Genomic DNA, 21,784 nt, shown 5'->3' on the forward strand with positions numbered 1-21,784 from the left:
CAAATTTCCAGATTAGATTAATGAGTTAAACCAAGACGCTCACCAGCATAAGAACCATCTTTAACGCGGCTCCACCACTGTTCATTTGCCAGATACCACTCTACTGTCTTGCGAATGCCACTCTCAAAACTCTCTTGAGGATACCAACCTAGCTCGCGATCAATTTTTGAGGCATCTATTGCATAACGCATATCATGCCCAGGGCGGTCAGTCACAAAAGTGATTAAATCTTCATACTTGGTTAAGTTGCCTGGTTTATTTGGAACCAATTCATCCAGCAAGCGGCAGATGGTCTGCACCACGTCTATATTTTTACGCTCGTTATGACCACCGATGTTGTAGGTTTCTCCTACCTCGCCTTCACAAACAACCTTATACAAAGCCCTTGCGTGATCTTCCACATACAGCCAATCGCGAACTTGAGCACCATTGCCGTACACTGGTAAGGCTTTCCCCTCCAGCGCATTAAGGATCGTTAGTGGTATCAATTTCTCAGGGAAATGATAAGGTCCATAATTGTTTGAGCAATTGGTCACAATAGTTGGTAAGCCGTAGGTGCGTAACCAAGCTCTGACTAGGTGATCGCTTGAGGCTTTAGAGGCTGAATAAGGGCTGCTTGGTGCATAAGGCGTTGTCTCCGTGAACAAGTCATCAGTACCATGCAGATCACCGTACACTTCATCAGTAGAAATATGGTGGAAACGAAATGCTTCTTTGGCAGTCTCACGTAAAGCGTTCCAATACTGGCGTGTGGCCTCTAATAGAGTGTAGGTCCCAACAATGTTGGTTTCTATAAAAGCAGCAGGGCCATCAATGGAACGATCAACATGGCTCTCAGCTGCCAAGTGCATTACCGCATCGGGCTGGAACTCGGAAAAGACGCGGTCTAGCTCCAGGCGATTGCAGATATCAACATGTTCAAATTTGTATCGGTCACTATTAGCAATTGTGTCTAAAGATTCTAGATTTCCGGCATATGTCAGACTATCTAAAACCAAAACTTGATTCTGGGTATTGTTAATAATATGGCGTGCAACGGCTGAACCAATGAAGCCAGCGCCACCGGTAACTATAATCCTCATACAACCCTCTATAAATAGTGCAATATAAACATCTATTTTTATGAAGTAATTACGAATTTAATTTTTAAATAAAACTATCCAGGGATTTTCTTGCACCTTCGACAGGTGTAAATTATGAAAGCATCTTCAATATCTCTGCAGTCTTGTTTTGCATAAGCACTGTATCTCCACGCGATTCAACATTCAATCGCACAACAGGTTCGGTATTAGATGAACGTAGATTGAAACGCCACGCTGAGAATTCAATACTAATCCCATCGGTATAGTCGACCTCACCACCTAGACCGGTATAATGTTGTTTAACCTTATCAATAGTGATACTTGGCTCATTCAGTTTAACGTTAATTTCACCAGAAGATGGGTAAGCAGCAATTCTGTCTTTAACCAATTGACCAATGGTTTTCTCCTTCACGCAAACCAGTTCAGCAACTAACAACCACGGTATCATTCCGCTATCGCAGTAGAAAAAGTCTCGGAAGTAGTGGTGGGCGCTCATTTCACCGCCATAAACAGCGTCTTCTGCACGCATTCGTTCTTTGATAAAAGCATGGCCAGTCTTTGACATCACTGGTACACCTCCTGCTTGAGTGACCACATCAACAGTATTCCAGCTCAAACGAGGATCGTGGATAATTTTGGCACCTGGCTGTTTTTGCAAGAAAGCTTCAGCCAACAAGCCAACGATATAATAGCCTTCAATAAACTCGCCATTTTCATCGAACAAGAAGCAGCGGTCAAAGTCTCCGTCAAAAGCAATCCCCATATCCGCACCGTGTTCGCGTACTGCATCGGCCGTATCTGCACGGCATTCTGGCAACAACGGATTAGGTATGCCGTTAGGGAATGTACCATCTGGTTGATGATTAACTTTGATGAATTCAAGTGGAACATTGAGTTCATTCAACCGTGCTTCAATTGCATCAATCACATGCCCAGCAGCACCATTACCAGAGTTGATTACCAATTTCAACGGCTTAAAGTTATTTGTTTTAACATAAGAAAGTACATGCTGAACATAATCAGGCATGATGTCTTTACGAACATAGCGACCACGCGTAGCCAATGGCTCAGGGAAATTATTCGCTTCTGCCAACTCCTGAATTGCACGCAGTCCTGTATCGCCGCTGATAGGGCGAGAACCCTCACGCACTAATTTCATACCGTTGTAATCGATCGGGTTATGGCTAGCGGTTACCTCAATACCTCCATCAACATTGAGATGCGAAGTGGCAAAATAGATCTCTTCCGTCCCCGCCATGCCAATATCAATCACATCTGTACCTGAATCCTGTAAGCCTTTAGCCAATGCTTGTTTCAAACACTCACTGGTCAGGCGAACATCACTGCCCAACGCTATCGTCTTGGGTTTCAAGAACTCACCATAGGCACGTCCGATACGGTAAGCAATATCTTCATTAAGCTCTTCGCCTAATTTGCCACGAACGTCGTAAGCCTTAAAACACGTTAAGTTTTTCATTTCAGATCCTTCAGTTAAACCCTACCATACCGATCATGCAATCGTTCAATATCGTCCTCTCCCAGATAGAAACCAGAGCGTACTTCAATGATTTCAAGATCGATTTTACCTGGGTTCTCTAACGTATGTATGCAACCAGCAGGAATAAAGGTGGACTGATTTTCTGAAAGAAAAAATTCTTTATCATCAAGAGTCACTCTTGCTGTGCCGCTTACAACAACCCAATGCTCTGCACGATGAAGATGACGCTGGAGTGACAGTCCTTGCCCCGGATGAACAACGAGTCTCTTAACCTGAAAATGAACGCCAATATCAATATCAGTAATTGTGCCCCAAGGGCGGTAAGATGATGAATGCTGGCGATAGTGGTGAAGATTACGTTTTTTCAACTCATCAACAACTTTCTTAACATCCTGAACTTGATCTTTAGTGGAGATCAGCAGTGCATCGTTAGTATTGATGACAACCAAATTATCTAACCCAATAGTGGCAACTAATGCGGATTCAGATGAGATATAGTTATTGCTAGAGTCAATGGAAATTATTTGACCAATATTCACATTGCCTTGAGGATCTTTCTCTGAGACATCCCATAGAGATGACCAAGACCCAACATCACTCCAACCTGCGTCAATTGGAATCACCACAGCATCGCTGGTTTTCTCCATTACTGCATAGTCAATAGAATCATTTGGGCATTGTCCAAACGTTTCTTGCTCCGCACGGATGAAGTTCATATCACGCTTGCTCCCCATGACCGATTTTTTGGTATTAGCAAAAATTTCAGGAGCAAATCGTTCGAGCTCTTGTAAAAACTTGGATGTTTTGAACATAAACATTCCACTATTCCAACTATATTCACCGCTGGCTAGATATGCTTGGGCCTTCTCCAGGCAAGGTTTTTCTACAAAGGAATCTACTTTGAAACAGTCATTTGATAAATTATCACCTCGTTTTATGTAACCATAACCGGATTCAGGATACTCAGGGATAATGCCAAACGTCACTAGGTTATTTTGAGTAGCAAAGGGCAGCGCAGTTTGGACAGCAATGTGGAAATTTTCTACCTTTCTAATCGAGTGATCTGCAGCTAGCACCAACAATAAGCTTTCTGGATCTCCTTCTGCCGCAAGGTGAGCAGCAAGGGCTACTGCAGGAGCGGTATTACGACCTACGGGTTCTAAAATGATGTTGGTTGCCAACTGATCAATTTCACGCAGTTGTTCTGCGACAAGAAAGCGATGACGCTCATTACAAATAACTAATGGCGCGCCTATCTCAGTACCATCAAAGTTCTTTAGACGCAGCAAAGTTTGCTGCAGAAGGCTAAGACCACTACCATCAATTGATAGGAACTGCTTGGGGAATGACTCACGAGAAAGAGGCCAAAGACGGCTCCCTGTTCCCCCTGCTATTATGACAGGAATTATTTTTGGAATTGGCATCAAGTAATCCTTTTATAACATTTCGTTTCGTATTTAAATAACACCAAAACAGAGTGCATTAAGTGAGGCAGACTATACAGATGGAAATGATAATCTAAATCGCGTCCGCTCAGCCATCTATAAATATTTATTTAATCGAAGGCTGGAAAATTAAGCCACTATAGTGCATGTCAATGCATAATCAGCTCACAAGAAAACTTGCGAGTCATTAATCAACACACGTAAATTAGACACCACACTCAGATTCAGCCTGACTTTTTTTATACTTTCCATGTGAATTAAAAAAATTCACAATTGGTTTTTCAATATAAACATAGCTAACCAAACAAATTACTGTCACAACCAATGAGGAGGTACATAACAATACAATTGGGTTAATCGACTGAAAAAAACCTTTTTTTAAAACAGATGATAGAAGGAGTGAGAAAATATAATGAACCAGATATATTGAATATGATGCATCGCCTAAGAACTCAAAAAAAACCGTATATTTTGAATTGGAGTATTTTGAAAGGCTGGTAGTTAATATTAAGACAAACATTACGATGAATATAAAAATATTATTATATGACTTTCCCGCTAAAGTAACACTCACCAACATAATAAAAACAAATACGGATATAACTGTAAATTTCGATTGGTAACAGTCCAATACACCTTTGTACTTATTGAATATTGTCCATGAAATCATTCCGAACACAAACTGAAAAATAAGATAGGAACTTACAATATAGCTTATGGCATCTGAAAAGTAGTCACTAGAGAAATACATTAAAGAAAAGAACATCAATATATATATGATTACATGTTTCTTTAAATCAAATGCTATGCAAATAAAAAGTGTTACATAAAAAAACATTTCAAAAACCAAAGTCCACCCAGGAGATAGTAAGGGATGTTTATCACCAGATGAGATTGTTGGAATAAGTATATACGACTTTAATACGTACATAAACGTATAGTCATGTGATTTTAAAGCTAACCCGACCAACCACAATATCAAAAGTATTGATGTCCACAGCCAATAAAGTGGGTATATTCTAATAAATCTTTTCTTTATGAATCTTATTGACTCCTGCCACCCCCATGATTTGTTTATAGTAGTTTGCATCATGATGAAGCCACTAATAAAGAAAAAAACACTAACACCTACATTCCCTAACTCGACAAGTCCAGTTTTGAAAGTAATCGGGGAACCAGTATAGTAATCTCCGATGGAAGCACTGAAGTGAGCAATTACAACCAATATTGCCGCACCACCTCTCAGAATCTGGATGGCACCATTTTTTTGCATTTAATGTCCCTTTATAATCTCATATGCTCAAGATACTTAAAAATATTCATCAATTGAAAAGCAATAGGACAATATAACCTTACCAATAAAGATTCGACAATATAATAAAAAATCTCATGAAGTAATAAACTAATATGCTGATTTGTTTATAAATCCTTTGAAAACGGTCAGGAAAATAATTTTCAAGTCCAACCAAACACTCCAATTCTGAATATAATAAAGATCAAACTCCACTCTTTTTTCCATTTTATCTAGCGTTTCCGTTTCCCCCCTCCAACCATTAATCTGTGCCCACCCAGTAATTCCGGGTTTCATTTTGTGCCTGAGCATATATCCTTTTATAAGTTTTCTATATTGCTCATTATGGGCAACAGCATGTGGCCTTGGGCCAACAATAGACATATCACCTTTGATTACATTTATAAATTGTGGTAATTCGTCGAGTGAGGTTCTTCGTAAAAAACCACCAAACGGAGTTATTCTAGAGTCTCCTTTTGTAGCTTGAAGCACTTTATCATCATTTTCCATCACACTCATACTTCTGAATTTCCAAACAGATATAGCTTTACCATCAATGCCATAGCGTCGTTGTTTAAATATGACAGGACCAGGAGAAGTGATTTTTATTATTATAGAAATAATCACTAAAATAGGTGAGATAAATACAAGAATAAAGAAAGATAACACGACATCTTCTAGTCTCTTCAGTATTCTATTTACTCCGCTCATGGCAGTATCATATAGTGAAATCACAGGAATTCCATGTATAACTTCACTTTTTGATTGTAACACATTAAAAGTGAACACATCAGGTATTAACATGACGGTACAAGTTGTATCCGCTAGTTCACTTAGAATATAGTCTATTGTTTCAGACTCCCTCATTGGAAGAGAAATATAAACACTATCAATCAATCCCTGTCTGCATTTTTCAATCAAACAATGGACGTCTCCTATATAATTTATATTCAAATCGTCGTAAGCGGAGTTATTTTTTGTAGTAAGGAAATACCCGATAATCTTCAAGCCTAGCCAAGGAGCATTTTTTATGCTTTCAGCTAAATAAATCCCAGCATGCGCATCACCGACAATCGCAATATTTCTATTATTATATCCCAATAGCCTTATATAGTAGACGGTAAATCGAATAAAAGAACGAGCCACAACAAACCCGATTGCAACTATAACAAACCATACAAAAAAATAAAATGCATCAAATAGGTTTGTCTTCGATAATAGAGTCAATATACCTATAGTAAAAATAAAACATAGAATCCAATTTCGAAGAATTATCTTCAGTTCAAGAATAAAACTCATGCCACGCCAAGATCTATAAAATTCGGTCATGCCACCTATTAATTGGAAAATAGTAAGACTCAAAAGTGAAATCAACCAATGCATTTCCGTCATTTCAGTATGAGTCATTAGTGAAACTAAATATATTCCTGAAAGTATGACTGAAATATCAAAAAAGCGTTGAAGCATTGAGATAATTGAAGCATTTGTTTGAATAATGCTTCTTCTTAGATCTTTCATTTTTAATCTCTTTCTTTGAAATGATTAACAGTTTGACTGTCAAATATCTAAGATAAATATAGACTATCTCCAGAATCCTTTGTGCATAGAAAAGCGTAATATTATTGACTTAGGTAAAAATCTGTAATTCTGGCCCAATTTATAACCCAACAATTTAAAAAAATTATTAATCATTGCTCTAGGTATATTTCTTGCGGAATTTAATACAAGATAATTAAATTCGGAAAAAATAAATTTTTTACCTTCCCCTCCAGCACCACCGAATTTATTTCTAATCCAAGGCGCATCTGAATGAAATACACCAATATCGAAATATCGCTTAAACTCTTCATAAAATGAATAATTATGAGAATGTTTTACGCAGGCCGTTGATATATAGGCAACTTTGTAATTTGAAAGAATTGCATTTGCGGCAAAATACATATCTTCACTAAGGATAGTATTTTCAGGGAAACGCCCAATTCTTGAAAAAGTTGCCACTCTATAAGCTGAAAATGAATTTGACATGAAAGCAGCTTTCATCCCCATCTCAGAAATACTTGCCAAGCTACTTACATAGCATTTTTCCTTATAATTAAACAAACGAGCATGCCTAGAAATAGGATTGGCATCATTATGAGGTAATTGTCGCCCATAAGCACATGCAACTAGTTCATCATCAAACGATGATAAAAGCTTAATAATTGAGCTTTTATTTTGAACAACACTGTCCTGAGTCAAGAATATTATAATATCATCTTTTTTATCAATAAGGTCGAATGCAAGATTTCTCGTTCCACCATGATTAAAATCATTTGAAGAGATCGAGTGAACATAGAAACCATAGTTTCTCGCAATGCGCACAGTATCATCAGTAGATGATGAGTCAATAACAATTACATTACACGATGATATTTCCATTTCTTTTAAAACACTATAGAGCGCTAATGCTCCTTGCTTCCATATATCCCCACCATTATAAGTTGGGATGACAACTTTAAAGTTCATATTTTACCCAAGAAGACAACTTGTTCAATATAAATAATAATTACGATACTATATTTTCTACATAGTGCAGATTAGAGACTAGTAATAATATCTATGGTTTCATTGGTGCATTTTTCCCATGAAAGACTCTTAGCAAAATCTCGACCGTAAATCGACATCGCTGAGTTTTTATCTTGACGTAAAAGTGAAATTATTCCTTGAGCAATATCATCAACAGAATATGGATCTACTAAGATTGCTTTATTCTCACATAATTCTCGCATAGATGTATTATTACTTGTGAGAACAGGGATTCCAAAAGACATTGCCTCTAATGGTGGAAGGCCAAACCCTTCGTACATTGAAGGATAACAGAAACCAATTGCATTATCATATAAAGAATATAATTGATTATCAGAGATATGACCGGTAAATATTATCCGATCATTTAAATTATCATTTTTTTTATGAGTAGCATCTTTAAAAACTCTGGAAACACCTTCTTTACCGACAATAACCAATTTAATTTCAGGATCAATCTCACCGAGAATGGCTGAAAATGCTTCACACAACCTCTGAATATTCTTTCTCGGTTCGAGAGAGCCAACAGTAAGAAGGTATTTCATTCCACCATAAATAGAATTCTCTTCTACGCTTGGTGTTTTTTTTATATCTACTCCATTATATACTACAGAAATTTTGTTCTCTGGTACTTTAAGATGTTCCATTATCTTATTTTTCGAAAAATCAGAAATAGTGATAATATGTTTTACTTTTTTAGCCATTTTAGGCTGAATAAATTTATACCATGCTACAAACTTGTTATTAAGCCATTCGGGATGATCAAAGACAACTGTGTCATGAATCGTTACCACTTGATTTGAAATAGAAATAGGGCCAGTATTGCAAGGGGACCACAATATACTCTCCCCTATTTTCCTAGGTAAGACAAATTGTTCCCATGCATGCCCAATAAACCCTGGGTAAACATTATCGGGTTGAACAAGCTTATAATCTTCATTCCTAAAGTCTAAGTGGTCAATGATTCGTTGCGTGTAACGCTGAACACCAGTTGTATGCCCTAAAAGATTTCTGCTGTTAATAAACATTAATTTCCTCAATGCAGTAGATTTCAAGTTATAATTTTAGATTTAAAATCATCAAACACGATTAGTGCTGGTGTTAGTGTCCAATAGTAAGAAAAATAATCTAAACCGCCACCTGTGGTGAATATTAATATAATAGGCAAGATAATTGGTGATATTATATAAAAGTTTGACTTGCTATCTTTAATTAATTTTAACAGTGGATAAAAAATCGCAAGAAAACCTAAAACTCCAGCTTGTTGTAATATTGAAACGAAACTATTATGCACAATACTTTCTTCATGATAATATTTCAGCCCTGCCAAATATTGAAATTGAACTTCTGAAAACGAGTTATATCCAGAACCCACGAGAAAATTATCAATCCAAATACGCATTCCAACAATGACTGATGATGAGCGGCCTATGCTTGACAGGTCATCAAAGAAATTAACTACAAAATAAGGCCAAATAAATCCAAAAAACACAATTGTTAATAAAATAAATTTACAAATAGTATTTTTTATTCTCACTGAACGAATTATTTTTCGTAGAAGAAAAACCAGCAGACTTAACAATATAACACAACCAAATGCTGTTATTACAGTTCTGGAGAAAGTCAGAAATGCATATATGGAAATTATTGGCAGTAAGAAAATTATTTTACTTGCTGAAGTCGTCCGTATAATCAAATAAGTTATAAATGCAACTGGAAATGCCGACATAGATGGCTCAGACCAAAAAGATCTAACACGTAACATATCAGAACCTAGCCAGCCTCCTATAGCTCCCACCGAAAAAGACTTGTTATTGGCAACCCAATCTAAAAACAATGGATAACCTAGCCTTTGTGCAACCATTTGGTACAATCCGTAAAATATTGCCATCAGCAAATATACTTTAACTGAACCAATAAAGAGATTTTCTTTATGCACTACTTTCAAGTAGCGATAGTAATGTAACATGATATAGAAACTTAATAGAAATGATATTCGGGCGAAAAACTGTGTCAGTTCTGAAGTGTTGCCATTACTATTTACAGAGACTACATGACCTAACGAGACACACAAGAATAAAAAGAATATCAGTACTAATGAAATCATTTCCATTTTGCTTATGAATATCTTTTCTATCCCGGTAATCATAAAAACCAATGGGAATATTAAAATAAACAATGGAAGTCCAACTGTATTGAAATTTACAATAGCAGTGTTGGACAAAATTCCGAACAGAATTGGTAACGAAAGCAGGAGTTTCATTATTAAATTATTATTCCGATCTATCATTTTTATAACCTTATGATTTCAGGTGGAATGGAATCAGAATATTTTTTTATTCAACCCAATAATGACAGATATGATGTTAATACTTTTTTTAAACTCAAGTTTACTTAGTCTTTTAAGAAGAACAAGCCATAAAGATAGCCATACAGTTATGACGCTACAAGAGGAGCTATATTTTTTCGCAATACCTAATCTATTTTTAATTGCGTAAAAATCGGCTGTGAGCGACTTGCCAGAACCTGTACTGCCACCTTCTTTGTGAAAAACAGTGCTTTTACTTGCAATACCAAAATCGGCTATGGTTTTCATTCTAAATGAGTAATCTAATTCTTCAAAATATAGAAAATAATCCTCAGATAACAAGCCAACTTTATTTAAGCAATCTTTAGTAAAAAACAAAGATGCTCCAATAATATAGTCGATTTGATTTTCGATAGCTTTCTCATCGAACTCATCGTTTATCTTTTTGTAAGCACATACATGTTTTACAGTACCTAGCCACTGATTATATTTTCCACCAAGTCCTTGCAAACTAGTTTTGTCAGAAAAATATACTAGTTTACTTCCGCAAAGGCCGAGTCTTGGATTTAACTTCATTTTTTCTACCAATGCCTTGAGACTATCTACATCCACTTCTGTGTCATTGTTTAAAACCCAGACATAATCACAATCTTCTTGATTGAGTGCTAATCTTATCCCTACATTATTACCTGCTGCGAATCCGAGATTGTTAATATTATCGACAAGGAAGACTTTTTTTTCAAAAGGCTCATAATAATCACTATTTACATTATCTTTATTTAATAATATTACTTGACCTAGTGTTTCACAATGCCCATCCAAACACGTCTTTATTTCTGTTAGAGAGTCATCTTGAGATCCATTATCACAAACTACGATGGTATATTTTATGCCCTCAAGTCTCACTAAAGAATTTATACATGCAATAGTATCATTCTTGCCATTCCAGTTTAATACTACAATGTAAACCATAAAGCCTCTTATACCATTTTTTCAAAGATAGCTTTCCAACGTTCTGCTATCGCTTCAACAGTGAATTTTTTAGATAACTGGATAGCTCTTTTCTTATCCAAGAATAGTAGATCTCTTTGTGCTTCATATGCCTTTATTTTATTATTAAATCCATTCAAAAAATTATTCTCTGCGAATATATTTTTTTTAAATACTTCATCGTCCCCGATAATAATTCTCGGACCAATATGATCTGTTGTTATAGGTACACATCCCGACGCCATTGCTTCTATCATTGCCATGCCAAATAGTTCTTCCCAACTATCTGTTTTCTTAGATGGTAAAATAATGATATCACTTCTTTTGCATAATTTAGAAACTTCGTGCCTGTTACTCAAATGTCCATGGTAGATTAAGTTTTCATTTTTTCTTGCTGCAGTTACAACTAATTCTCTTAAATAACCATCACCAATAATATTGAAGCTTACGTCTTTAATGTCATTGGCCAGTTGTATTATATCACTTATACCTTTTTCCTCTACAAGTCTTCCAAGATATAATACATTTATTTTATTGTCACAATTTATCTCAAGAGATTCGTTGTTGAATATATCCCAGTTGTAAGAGTGGTATACGACTGTTATTTTTTCCTCATCAATGCCCATATGCTCGTGTAATTGTTCTGATACCTTATCGGTAACGGCAGCTATTTTAAAAACAGTTTTATGCAAAAACAAATTCCATTGTTTTTTTATATAATTCGAATTTGTCTTATATGGAAAGTTATTATCACTCCACGAATGCCAAGATGTATGATAAATATTTTTCGATCTCTTTAGTATTCTATTTAAAAAAACAACCCTCCAATCTAAAGGTGCCATACCTACAATGATTAGTTTATCACTTAAATTCTGAGGGAAGATAAAAAAGAAAGTTAATTTAATGAAGTCTAAAATAGCTTTTAAAACAAACTTTCCATTTTTCTTTTTTAAACCCCTAAAGATTAACTTCAATGTCGAAAATTCTAAATACTTAACATTAGGAACATTCAAAGCCTCAATCGCTGCCAAATAGTGTCCCCGATCTCCATACTCATGAATAATATAAAGAGTCTCTACTTTCCTCATTTTTTGATTCATTCCTTCTTTCGTAAAATTTTATAAGCTCCAACAATACCCAATGTAAATACAGATCGAGTTTGTATTTTCAAACATTCTTTTGTTCTTTGATTAAATGCATTACCAAGCCAAGATGCGAATAGTTGACTTATTAACGTAGCCCAGGCAGCGCCAATTATTCCATATTTGGGTATTAATATAGTATTCAATACTACATTGATTATCAAACCGAGGATTATCCTTATTAATCTATAATATCCAAGGTTTCTCAATATCATAAAATTAGTACATGCCGTACCAAGAACAGAAAACATAGTTGCAAAGACGGTTATGTTAAGTACGGCTAATGAGTTTACGTAATCCGGACCAAACAACAATGGAATAACAAAAGGAGAAACAACTATTACTGCCAGACCACTAATGAATGCAAAAAAGAATACTATATCAAAGTATATTCTAACATTTTCCTCAGATGTGTCTTTTGCTATCATTGGATAGAAAGATGTAGCAATTAATGCTGGAAGAAAAACATAGGCTTCCGATATTCTCATAGCCACGCTATATATACCGGTTTCACTTGCACCTAAATAATAGGCTATCATCATCTGATCTATTCGTGTGTATAATATAATTATCACAGAAGATATCAACATAGGATAAGCTGGTTTCATTATTTTTCTTGCTATATCCTTACTAAACTTTCTTATAGAGACCTTAATATCCCGATTAAAAAAATAAATAATAATGAGATTTATTGCCACATCAAATGACGCGCTTATAGCAAACGGAATCAATCCAAAATCAGCATAAATTATATAAACTTTGAAGAGAGATGAAAGAATAAGTCCAATTATACTTATTTTTGTTAATACTTTAGCTTTTGATTTGGCCTGATAATAACTCCAATAAGTTGTATAATTGTAAAAAAAGACTGAAAAAATGAATATTAAAAAAGTTAACTTTATACTTAATGAGTAAAATTTAAATAGTGGACTAAAAAGAAAACAAGTGGATACAACAACCACTCCTAAACATACAAACCATCTCAAAATAAATACTGTAGAGAACAATTCAACTTCGTTATACTTTTCTTGAGAAAATTCTTTTAATATAATGCTGTCCAAACCAAGTGAACTAATAACCCACAGTAATGTTACTACACTAATGCCTAAACTATATATACCAAAATACTCCGTACCTAACTGTTTGGCGATAAATCCTAAAAAAATAAAAGTCAAAATGAGCTTTAATATTTTTTCCAGTAACATCCAACCTGCATTGAACAAGTAAATTCGCATTTCTATCTAACCTTACCCCTTACATCCAATTTAGATATAAGGGGAGTTTTTTTATTTATCAGACTCGTATGAATACTGATAATAACCATAATTTCCTATTGATTTATTAAGCATTGCGTTCATTATTGCACCTTTAATATTCACACCATTTTGCTCAAAACGCCTGATACTGACCTCTACTTCCTTTACAGTAGTTTCTTCATATCTTGCTACTATCAAAGCAGTACCAATAGAGCGACCAATAATTGCAGCATCCGTAACAGCTAAAATGGGAGGTGTATCTACAATAACAATATCGTAGCGCTCATTAGCCCAATTCAAAAACTCAGAAAGCCGCTTTCCCATCAATAACTCTGATGGGTTTGGTGGCACGCTACCTCTTGGTACAAAATCAAAGCCCTCTATTTCCGTATTAACTATGCCATTATCAAAATCTGTTTTACCAATAAGAATCTCTGACAACCCTTGCTTGTTTTCAGTTCCTAACAATTCGTGCGTATATCCTTTTCTTAAGTCGGCATCAACTAAAAGAACTTTTGCACCTGTTTGCGCAATAACTACTGCTAAGTTTGCACACACAAATGTTTTGCCAATGGCTGGACTAGCACCGGAGATCATCAATATATTATTTTTAGCTTCGATCATTGCAAAATGCAAACTAGTGCGCAAACTTCTTATAGACTCAATAGCAAGATCTGTTGGATTTCCAATGGATAACAGATTTTCAGATCTCTTATTTATCCTCTTACCTTTATTTTGCTTTTTAAGAAGTTGATCCTTATTTTTTTGCCAATCTGAAAGTGGAATGCTGGCATACACATTGATGCCCACCTCTTCAAGTTGGTCTGGACTACTAATACCTTTATGTAACATCGCTCGTATAAATACATATGCTGTAGCCAACACCATTCCGAGCAAAGTAATAATTATAACAACTAGTGTTTTCTTCGGTTCTACAGGCTTTGGTTGTGTTAATGCACTATCAATTATTCGAACATTTCCAACGGTGCTTGCCTTATTGATGCTCAACTCTTGTTGTTTGTTCAATAATTGCATATAAATGGCTTGCCCAGCCTGAACATCCCTTGTGAGCCTCAATATTTCTTGTTGTGTTTTTGGCATTCCACCAATGCGAGTATTTAATTTTCCTTTCTCTTTCTCTAATGTAACCCTTTTTTCTAATAAGGACTTATATGCAGGGTGTTCTTTAGTATATAACTTTGAGATCTCAGCCTCTTTGAAAGTTAGTTCATTTAATTGAGACTCTACTGCAACCATTGTGTCAAGTACAGATTTAGCCTCCAACGAAAGATCAACAGAGTCATTACTTTGTCTAAATTTATTCAGTCTATCTTCTGCACTGTCCAATGATGATCTAATATCAGGTAATTGATCATTCAAAAACGCTAAGCTTTTAGCTGCTTCTGCAGACTTTCTATCAACATTTTGTTCTAAGTAATTATTTATTATGCTATTGAGAGTTTTCTTTATTTCTGCAGGTTTATCGCCAACTAAACTAAGAGCTAAAACACCTGTATCCTTACCCTTATCTGCAACTGACAATCGATCGCGTAAGATGTTTATAGCTAATAAATAATCTAATTTCTCAACTTCAAATTCAGTGCCTGCTTTTGCTGCAATCCCACTAATAAGAAACGAAACACCATACTGATTTACTGGAACATTTACTTTTCCTGTTATGCTAGTGCCATCATTCAAATACACTTCAAAATTTTCACTATCAATTATATGTACAACAATTTTTTTTGGAACTATTTCATCTGAAAAACTCAAACGAGAAAGAGCAATACTTCCAGGCTTATCTCCCATTAGTCGTGCCCAACCCCTTCCAAGAATAGGGAAGTATTTCTCAGTTATTTCAGTATCTAAATTTAAATCGGTAATAGTTTTACCTATAACCATTCGAGATTGTATAAGCTCAATTTCAGCAGCAGAAAGAGGCTGATTTGTTGGTAACATCTCAGATATATCATTAAGTATTGAGCTTCCGGTACTTCTCTCAACTTGTACTAACGCATCAGCTCTATATATAGGCGTTGCAAGAACAGAATAAAAAATCGCAACAACCGCAAAGAGTGATGTAATACCAATTATTAACCAGCAATTATCTATCAACGTTCCAAAAATACGTTTCAGATCAATTTCGTCTGCTGCATCATTGATGTTAGATACAGCTCTATTCTTTTCTGACATCTCATTACCTACTTTCGTTTTAAGGCATTGACCCAATGTTTAGCAGCATTTTCTAGTGTCTCATATACAAGCTTAAAGGTTTCTTTACTTTGCTTATATGGGTCACCAATATCACGCCGTTCAAGCCAGTGAGCATATAGCATTGTCTTGCCCCTGACCTCAGGAGCTAATTTACATACAGCCTCTATATGTTTATTTTCCATCACTAATATCAGATCATTTTCTCGACACATCTGACTCGTTAATTGGCGAGCAATATGACCTTTCAGTGATACACCGTGTTCTTCCGCCACTAATTCGGCCATATTATCAGCAGGGGCACCTACGACCGCATGAATCCCTGCTGAGCTTATTTTTATTTCAGGCAACTGTCTTTTTAATAGTCGTGCCCCCGTAGGTGAACGACATATGTTTCCGACACAAACAACTAATACTGAATTAAACATGATTAGTTCCACTGATTGATGAAACGAACAGTCTCTGTCATATTGTGCACACCGGTAATTGTAGGAACTAACTGACTTATTACACGATTCCATCGCACAACAGGAGCTGTAGTCACATATACAATGTCATAAGGTTGAAGCTGGAACTCAGTACCCATTACCAATGCGGAAGCGTCCGCAGCGTTCAACTGGAAAATATTGGCAATTTTGTCCCCCTCAGCCCCACGTAGCGGACGAATAACAAATACACCAGTCGCATCAGACATCGCCTGATCCATGCCCTCAGCATTACCCAGTGCCTCGGTTAACGTCATACCACTTCGATCCATCCGCAGCGTTGACTGTTTCTTCACCTCTCCCATAACGAACACTTTCAGGTCATCGTTACGCGGAATGTAGAGGATGTCGCCAGGATAGAGAAGATGGTTTTGGGTTAGGTCGCCTTTTTGCATCAAAGCCTGCAGAGAAATTCGCTGTTCCTTACCATTATGCGTTAACACCACATTGCGCCAATCAGCGTTTTCTGCAAGACCACCGGCATTATTGATGGCATCCATAATGGTCAACGGCACGTTGGTAATTGGTTGTTGGCCGGATTTTACGACTTCACCTGTCACATACGCCTTCTGTGAACGGAAAGCTGCTATGCTCACATCCACTTGTGGGCTCTCAATATATTGAGCCAACCGGCTAGCAATATCGTTACGGACCTGACTAGCCGTTTTCCCAACAACTTTCACCTTGCCAATGTAAGGATAGAAAATGGTGCCATCGGCATTCACCCAGTTACCAGTATCGCTGGCACTGCGGTATTGACCTGCTGGAGTAGTCAGTTCTGGGTGATCCCAAACGGTCACCATCAGCACATCGCCGACACCGATACGGTACTCATAGTTTTGAAGTGCCAGTTCCAACGCAGGGTTGGTTTGCGCGATGACCGGTTTTGGGCGCATTTTCTCAACCAGGCTCGGCGTCATCGGGTAAATATTGACCAGCTTATTCAGGTTAAAATCGCTGTCTTCCTGCTTAACGACGTTTTTCCCGCTGGTTGAAAGGTGGGTGCCAGGGACCACCGTACAGCCGCTAATCACACTGATCGATACCAGTAGCGGTATCAGTTTCCATTGTTTCTTTGCCATCGAATTTTCATCACTTTCAAAGTAAGTAAACTTGCAACGCTAGGCACCTGGCCAACCATGGCCGCTTAGGTGGTGCTTAGCAAAATTTTTTTGTTTGCGCTATGTATAGCTGTCCAGCGATACATGCATGAAAGCACTCATTGAGCAAACGTTGAGCCTGGGTTTGCTAAGATGCTGTTCTCAAACTCACAGTGAGTGGCGCATGCACCAGGAGTGTTTTCATGTGCGAAGGATCTCGGTCAGCCTAAAGGCCCGCGAAACATCCGCAGGCCCATAACTATAGAGACTTTTCTGCTTTATTTCAGTACAAATTATTACAACTTCAGTTGCTCAGCCCACTCGCGGAACGCTTTGCCTTGCGTTGGGTGACGCAGACCATAAGTCACAAAAGCTCGGAGATAGCCTAGTTTCTCACCACAGTTGAACGACTCCCCTACCAACTCCATCGCTTCTACTGGCTTGTGCTTCAGCAGTTCGGCAATCGCGTCGGTCAGTTGGATACGGCCCCAAGCACCTGGCTGGGTTTTTTCCAGAATCGGCCAGATGTCTTCACAGAGCACATAGCGACCTACGGCAGAATAATTGGACTTCAGCTGCACTTCACGGCTTGGCTTCTCGATGATCGAAGTCATACGTGAGCTTTCCCCTGGTTTGAGGGTCGTAGTCTCACATTCAGCCACCGAGTAGTCATACAGCACATTTTCATCTGCAGCTTGTACCAATACCTGGCTCAGCCCGGTCTCTTCAAAGCGGGCAATCATATGCGCCAGATTGTCTTTCTGCATATCGGCTTTGGCGTCATCCAGCAACACGTCCGGTAGTACCACCACAAAAGGTGAATCGCCTACCAGCGGTTTGGCACACAGTACTGCATGCCCCAACCCCTTTGGTTGGCCTTGGCGGACGTGCATCAAGGTTACGCCCTTCGGCGTGATGGACTTCACTTCATCTTGCAGTTGACGCTTGACGCGCGCTTCAAGCATCGCCTCAAGCTCGTAAGATGTGTCGAAATGGTTTTCGATCGCGTTCTTCGAGGAGTGGGTAACCAGAATGATTTCCTTGATCCCGGCGGCTACGCATTCGTTGACGATATACTGGATCAACGGCTTATCGACGATCGGCAACATCTCTTTCGGGATCGCCTTGGTCGCAGGCAACATGCGCATACCCAGACCAGCAACAGGAATGACGGCTTTCAACTTCTTCGACATGGTGTTCCTCTTAAAATCTTGTGGTCGTGCTAACCGACTAAGGCAATTATTTGCTGTTCAGGGTTTCTTTCATCCACTGGGTGAAATTTTCGCCCTCGGAAGCATGGCGCAGGCCATACTGTACAAACGCCTTCATATAGCCCAGTTTGTCACCGCAGTCATGCGATTTGCCCGTCATATGAAAAGCTTCAACCGTTTCCTGCTGCATCAGCATGGCAATCGCGTCGGTCAATTGGATTTCATCGCCTGCACCCGGAGGGGTTTTCTCCAGCAACGGCCAGATATCCGCTGAGAGCACATAACGCCCGACGACGGCCAGGTTAGAAGGCGCAACTTCACGCGCAGGCTTTTCTACTACGGCTGTCATTGGTGTACTTGCACCCGCGGCTAATGCCACACCACCACAATCGACCACACCATATTTGGAAACATCCTCTTCCGGCACTGGCTCAACCATAATCTGGCTGAAGCCGGTTTGCTCGAAGCGCTGGATCATTTTGGCCAGGTTTTCTTTCTGCAGATCGGCGGTGGAGTCATCCAGCAATACGTCCGGCAGCAGCACCACAAATGGGTTATCCCCAATCATCGGTTGCGCGCATAACACCGCGTGGCCCAGCCCTTTGGCTTGCCCCTGGCGAACCTGCATCACCGTAACATCTGGCGGACAGATGCTTTTCACCTCGGCAAGCAGTTGGCGCTTTACGCGAGCTTCCAGCACAGCTTCCAGCTCAAAGGAGGTATCAAAGTGGTTTTCAATCGCGTTCTTCGATGAGTGCGTCACCAGTACGATGTCCTTGATACCAGCCGCAACGCATTCGCTTACGATGTACTGAATCAATGGCTTATCGACCACCGGCAACATTTCTTTAGGGATCGCCTTGGTTGCAGGCAGCATACGGGTGCCCAAACCTGCTACTGGGATAACGGCCTTCAATCTTTTTTGCATAAATTTTTCCACCGACAAATAACAAGTAAGTGTAACAGAGCCAGGAAAAGTGGTTGACCTAACATCTCATCGATTTTTTAACTATAAAAAACAATTAGTTAGATTTCGATAATGACGTTTCAGGCACGCTACCGCCCTTGGCTTGCAGCTACCAATGCACTGTAGACAATGTTTGAACTGACAAGCGTGCGCTAAGTCGCAGGCTTGTAGATGAACCCAGGGTTCTGTTCAGAATGTAATGAGAGGCAAGTCGCAGAATAGGGAAAAGGCGGTACCTTCCTGGCCAAGTGGTCAGTCTTGCTATCATTTATAGGATGCTAAGATTCTTATACTATTGACCCGGTGAAACAAGTCTTACTGGCCGCATTAGGACCTTTTCAGAATAAGACTACTAAGGATACTCGATTTTTAAGATTTTACTCGCTTAACCTCTTTATAACAAATTGATTATAATAACTATTATCTAAGTGCAGGATTTATAAGCAGCTATTTGCCCCGGTTTTCTGTTGTTAATCGCTAATGACTGGATCCTGGCGCTGATTAAACATTCTGCTGTCATCGATTACCCGCAGCCCGTGTGGATTTAAAGTTGAATTCCACTCTCTCAGCGTCCATCATTCTCAATGCGGCATAAGCCGTCGAACTAAAAGGTGAAATTAGGCGTATGGAATGGATCGCAGATCCAACAATTTGGGCCGGCTTGGCCACCCTGGTTGTACTGGAAATTGTACTAGGCATTGACAACCTGATCTTTATCGCCATTTTGGCGGAGAAATTACCTAAGAAACAACGTGATAAAGCCCGCATTGTCGGTCTTTTGCTGGCGCTGGTGATGCGCCTGGTGCTGCTTGCCTCAATATCTTGGCTAGCCACCCTGACCAAGCCGCTGTTTGTGGCTATGGGGCACGCTTTCAGTGGTCGCGATCTGATTATGCTGGTTGGTGGTATCTTCCTGCTGTTTAAAGCCACCATGGAGCTTAACGAGCGGCTGGAGGGGAAAGACGAAGAACATCACGGGCCACGGAAAGGGGCCCGGTTCTGGCCGGTAGTCGCACAGATTGTGGTTTTGGACGCCGTCTTCTCACTAGATTCGGTGATCACCGCCGTCGGGATGGTCGATCATCTGGCCGTGATGATGATCGCGGTATGTATCGCCATTGGTTTGATGTTGCTGGCCAGCAAGCCGCTCACGCGCTTTGTGAATGCCCATCCAACCATTGTTATTCTGTGCCTCAGCTTCTTGCTGATGATTGGTTTCAGCCTGGTGGCCGAAGGCTTTGGCTATGCCATTCCGAAAGGTTATCTCTACGCAGCGATCGGTTTCTCTGTGATGATCGAAGCCCTGAACCAGTTTGCCCAGTTTAACCGCCGCCGTTTTCTTTCCAAGGTGCGGCCTTTGCGTGAGCGTACCGCGGAAGCCGTGTTGCGTATGTTAAGCGGCAAGCACGAAGAGGCCGAGATCGACAGCCATTCGGCGCATCTGCTGGCAGACAGCTATAACGATAATGGTGAAATCTTTAACCAGCAGGAACGTCACATGATCGAACGGGTGCTGGGTATGGCACAGCGCACCGTCAGCAGTATCATGACCTCGCGTCACGATGTGGAATACCTTGGGCTAAACGGTCCTCTGGATAAATTGACGCAGCTATTGGAGAAAAATCAGCATACGCGCATCGTGGTAACGGAAAATAGCGCCAGCGATGAGCCATTAGGGGTGATCCACACTATTGATGTGCTGAAGCAGCAGTTGCAGCAATTACCACTGGATCTGCGGGCGTTGGTGCGCCAACCCCTGATCTTCCCGGAGCAGTTAACTTTGCTCTCTGCGCTGGAGCAGTTCCGCCAGGCCAAAACCCACTTTGCGTTTGTGGTAGACGAGTTTGGTTCGGTCGAAGGGGTGGTCACTTTAACCGACGTGATGGAAACCATCGCCGGTAATCTGCCAGAGGCCGATGAAGAGGTTGATGCACGCCATGATATCCAGCAAACCAGCGAAGGGTACTGGATTGCCAATGGCCATATGCCGCTGGAAGACCTGGTGTTGTATGTGCCACTGCCGATAGAAGAAAAGCGGGAATATCATACCCTGGCAGGTTTGCTGATGGAGCATTGCCAGCGTATTCCACGCGAAGGTGAACAACTGAAGATTGGCGACTATCTGTTTGAACCGCTGGAAATCAGTAGCCACCGTATCGTCAAGGTGAAGATCACGCCGCTGGCGGCACCTAGCGATGAAGACGAAGAGTAAATCCGGCAACCCAAACGGGCG

General features: G+C 39.3%; 17 protein-coding genes. 1 reads left to right on the forward strand and 16 read right to left on the reverse strand.

The annotated features are described in order from the left end of the window. Positions 1-17: 17 nt before the first annotated feature. From rffG to galU, 16 genes are all read right to left on the reverse strand, one after another. Positions 18-1,082: a dTDP-glucose 4,6-dehydratase gene (gene rffG / locus U869_RS0115750; protein ID WP_025119494.1), complete on the reverse strand. Its 1,065-nt coding sequence runs from the start codon at positions 1,080-1,082 to the stop codon at positions 18-20. Between the two features lie 112 nt (positions 1,083-1,194). Beyond that, positions 1,195-2,559, reverse strand: a complete 1,365-nt coding sequence (gene cpsG, locus U869_RS0115755) for a phosphomannomutase CpsG (protein WP_025119495.1) — start codon at positions 2,557-2,559, stop codon at positions 1,195-1,197. 14 nt (positions 2,560-2,573) lie between these two features. Continuing rightward, positions 2,574-3,998, reverse strand: a complete 1,425-nt coding sequence (locus U869_RS0115760; RefSeq protein WP_025119496.1) for a mannose-1-phosphate guanylyltransferase/mannose-6-phosphate isomerase — start codon at positions 3,996-3,998, stop codon at positions 2,574-2,576. A gap of 232 nt (positions 3,999-4,230) precedes the next feature. Then, positions 4,231-5,298 carry an acyltransferase gene (locus tag U869_RS0115765; RefSeq protein WP_025119497.1) on the reverse strand — a complete coding sequence of 356 codons (1,068 nt, stop codon included), beginning with the start codon at positions 5,296-5,298 and terminating at the stop codon, positions 4,231-4,233. A 129-nt stretch (positions 5,299-5,427) separates the two neighbouring features. Next, on the reverse strand, positions 5,428-6,834 hold the full coding sequence (gene wcaJ, locus U869_RS0115770) for an undecaprenyl-phosphate glucose phosphotransferase (RefSeq protein WP_025119498.1): 1,407 nt from the start codon (positions 6,832-6,834) through the stop codon (positions 5,428-5,430). Positions 6,835-6,897: 63 nt separating this feature from the next. Continuing rightward, on the reverse strand, positions 6,898-7,821 hold the full coding sequence (locus U869_RS30830) for a glycosyltransferase family 2 protein (protein WP_025119499.1): 924 nt from the start codon (positions 7,819-7,821) through the stop codon (positions 6,898-6,900). Between the two features lie 71 nt (positions 7,822-7,892). Then, positions 7,893-8,909, reverse strand: coding sequence for a glycosyltransferase family 1 protein (locus U869_RS0115775; protein WP_025119500.1), 1,017 nt, complete (start codon positions 8,907-8,909; stop codon positions 7,893-7,895). A gap of 23 nt (positions 8,910-8,932) precedes the next feature. Then, a complete protein-coding gene (locus tag U869_RS0115780) occupies positions 8,933-10,171 on the reverse strand; it encodes an O-antigen ligase family protein (RefSeq protein ID WP_025119501.1) in 1,239 nt (412 codons plus the stop codon). Between the two features lie 33 nt (positions 10,172-10,204). Beyond that, on the reverse strand, positions 10,205-11,161 hold the full coding sequence (locus U869_RS0115785; protein WP_025119502.1) for a glycosyltransferase family 2 protein: 957 nt from the start codon (positions 11,159-11,161) through the stop codon (positions 10,205-10,207). Positions 11,162-11,169: 8 nt separating this feature from the next. Continuing rightward, entirely contained in the window at positions 11,170-12,279 is a 1,110-nt protein-coding gene (locus U869_RS0115790) for a glycosyltransferase family 4 protein (protein ID WP_025119503.1), read from the reverse strand. Further along, positions 12,276-13,556: a flippase gene (locus U869_RS0115795; RefSeq protein WP_025119504.1), complete on the reverse strand. Its 1,281-nt coding sequence runs from the start codon at positions 13,554-13,556 to the stop codon at positions 12,276-12,278. Before U869_RS0115795 ends, U869_RS0115790 begins: the two co-directional genes overlap by 4 nt. A 51-nt stretch (positions 13,557-13,607) precedes the next feature. After that, positions 13,608-15,770, reverse strand: a complete 2,163-nt coding sequence (wzc, locus tag U869_RS0115800; protein WP_025119505.1) for a tyrosine-protein kinase Wzc — start codon at positions 15,768-15,770, stop codon at positions 13,608-13,610. 8 nt (positions 15,771-15,778) lie between these two features. Continuing rightward, positions 15,779-16,216, reverse strand: a complete 438-nt coding sequence (locus U869_RS0115805; protein WP_025119506.1) for a protein-tyrosine-phosphatase — start codon at positions 16,214-16,216, stop codon at positions 15,779-15,781. A gap of 2 nt (positions 16,217-16,218) precedes the next feature. Beyond that, positions 16,219-17,355, reverse strand: coding sequence for a polysaccharide export protein (locus U869_RS0115810; RefSeq protein ID WP_025119507.1), 1,137 nt, complete (start codon positions 17,353-17,355; stop codon positions 16,219-16,221). 314 nt (positions 17,356-17,669) lie between these two features. Continuing rightward, positions 17,670-18,566 carry a sugar phosphate nucleotidyltransferase gene (locus U869_RS0115815; RefSeq protein WP_025119508.1) on the reverse strand — a complete coding sequence of 299 codons (897 nt, stop codon included), beginning with the start codon at positions 18,564-18,566 and terminating at the stop codon, positions 17,670-17,672. A gap of 46 nt (positions 18,567-18,612) precedes the next feature. Continuing rightward, positions 18,613-19,512 carry a UTP--glucose-1-phosphate uridylyltransferase GalU gene (galU, locus tag U869_RS0115820; RefSeq protein ID WP_025119509.1) on the reverse strand — a complete coding sequence of 300 codons (900 nt, stop codon included), beginning with the start codon at positions 19,510-19,512 and terminating at the stop codon, positions 18,613-18,615. Between the two features lie 664 nt (positions 19,513-20,176). Between galU and U869_RS0115825 the strand changes: the two genes are divergently transcribed. Further along, positions 20,177-21,763: a TerC family protein gene (locus tag U869_RS0115825; protein WP_025119510.1), complete on the forward strand. Its 1,587-nt coding sequence runs from the start codon at positions 20,177-20,179 to the stop codon at positions 21,761-21,763. Positions 21,764-21,784 lie beyond the last annotated feature (21 nt).

The sequence above is a fragment of the Serratia sp. H1w genome, assembly GCF_000633355.1.
Taxonomy (GTDB): domain Bacteria; phylum Pseudomonadota; class Gammaproteobacteria; order Enterobacterales; family Enterobacteriaceae; genus Chania.

What these genes read in the sequence shown, in the direction of transcription:
- U869_RS0115805 (WP_025119506.1), bottom strand. Translation starts at nt 16,216, where the DNA reads ATGTTTAATTCAGTATTAGTTGTTTGTGTCGGAAACATATGTCGTTCA.
- U869_RS0115825 (WP_025119510.1), top strand. Translation starts at nt 20,177, where the DNA reads ATGGAATGGATCGCAGATCCAACAATTTGGGCCGGCTTGGCCACCCTG.
- U869_RS0115815 (WP_025119508.1), bottom strand. Translation starts at nt 18,566, where the DNA reads ATGTCGAAGAAGTTGAAAGCCGTCATTCCTGTTGCTGGTCTGGGTATG.
- U869_RS0115790 (WP_025119503.1), bottom strand. Translation starts at nt 12,279, where the DNA reads ATGAATCAAAAAATGAGGAAAGTAGAGACTCTTTATATTATTCATGAG.
- U869_RS0115785 (WP_025119502.1), bottom strand. Translation starts at nt 11,161, where the DNA reads ATGGTTTACATTGTAGTATTAAACTGGAATGGCAAGAATGATACTATT.
- wcaJ (WP_025119498.1), bottom strand. Translation starts at nt 6,834, where the DNA reads ATGAAAGATCTAAGAAGAAGCATTATTCAAACAAATGCTTCAATTATC.
- U869_RS0115765 (WP_025119497.1), bottom strand. Translation starts at nt 5,298, where the DNA reads ATGCAAAAAAATGGTGCCATCCAGATTCTGAGAGGTGGTGCGGCAATA.
- U869_RS0115810 (WP_025119507.1), bottom strand. Translation starts at nt 17,355, where the DNA reads ATGGCAAAGAAACAATGGAAACTGATACCGCTACTGGTATCGATCAGT.
- galU (WP_025119509.1), bottom strand. Translation starts at nt 19,512, where the DNA reads ATGCAAAAAAGATTGAAGGCCGTTATCCCAGTAGCAGGTTTGGGCACC.
- rffG (WP_025119494.1), bottom strand. Translation starts at nt 1,082, where the DNA reads ATGAGGATTATAGTTACCGGTGGCGCTGGCTTCATTGGTTCAGCCGTT.
- U869_RS30830 (WP_025119499.1), bottom strand. Translation starts at nt 7,821, where the DNA reads ATGAACTTTAAAGTTGTCATCCCAACTTATAATGGTGGGGATATATGG.
- U869_RS0115780 (WP_025119501.1), bottom strand. Translation starts at nt 10,171, where the DNA reads ATGATAGATCGGAATAATAATTTAATAATGAAACTCCTGCTTTCGTTA.
- U869_RS0115795 (WP_025119504.1), bottom strand. Translation starts at nt 13,556, where the DNA reads ATGCGAATTTACTTGTTCAATGCAGGTTGGATGTTACTGGAAAAAATA.
- cpsG (WP_025119495.1), bottom strand. Translation starts at nt 2,559, where the DNA reads ATGAAAAACTTAACGTGTTTTAAGGCTTACGACGTTCGTGGCAAATTA.
- wzc (WP_025119505.1), bottom strand. Translation starts at nt 15,770, where the DNA reads ATGTCAGAAAAGAATAGAGCTGTATCTAACATCAATGATGCAGCAGAC.
- U869_RS0115775 (WP_025119500.1), bottom strand. Translation starts at nt 8,909, where the DNA reads ATGTTTATTAACAGCAGAAATCTTTTAGGGCATACAACTGGTGTTCAG.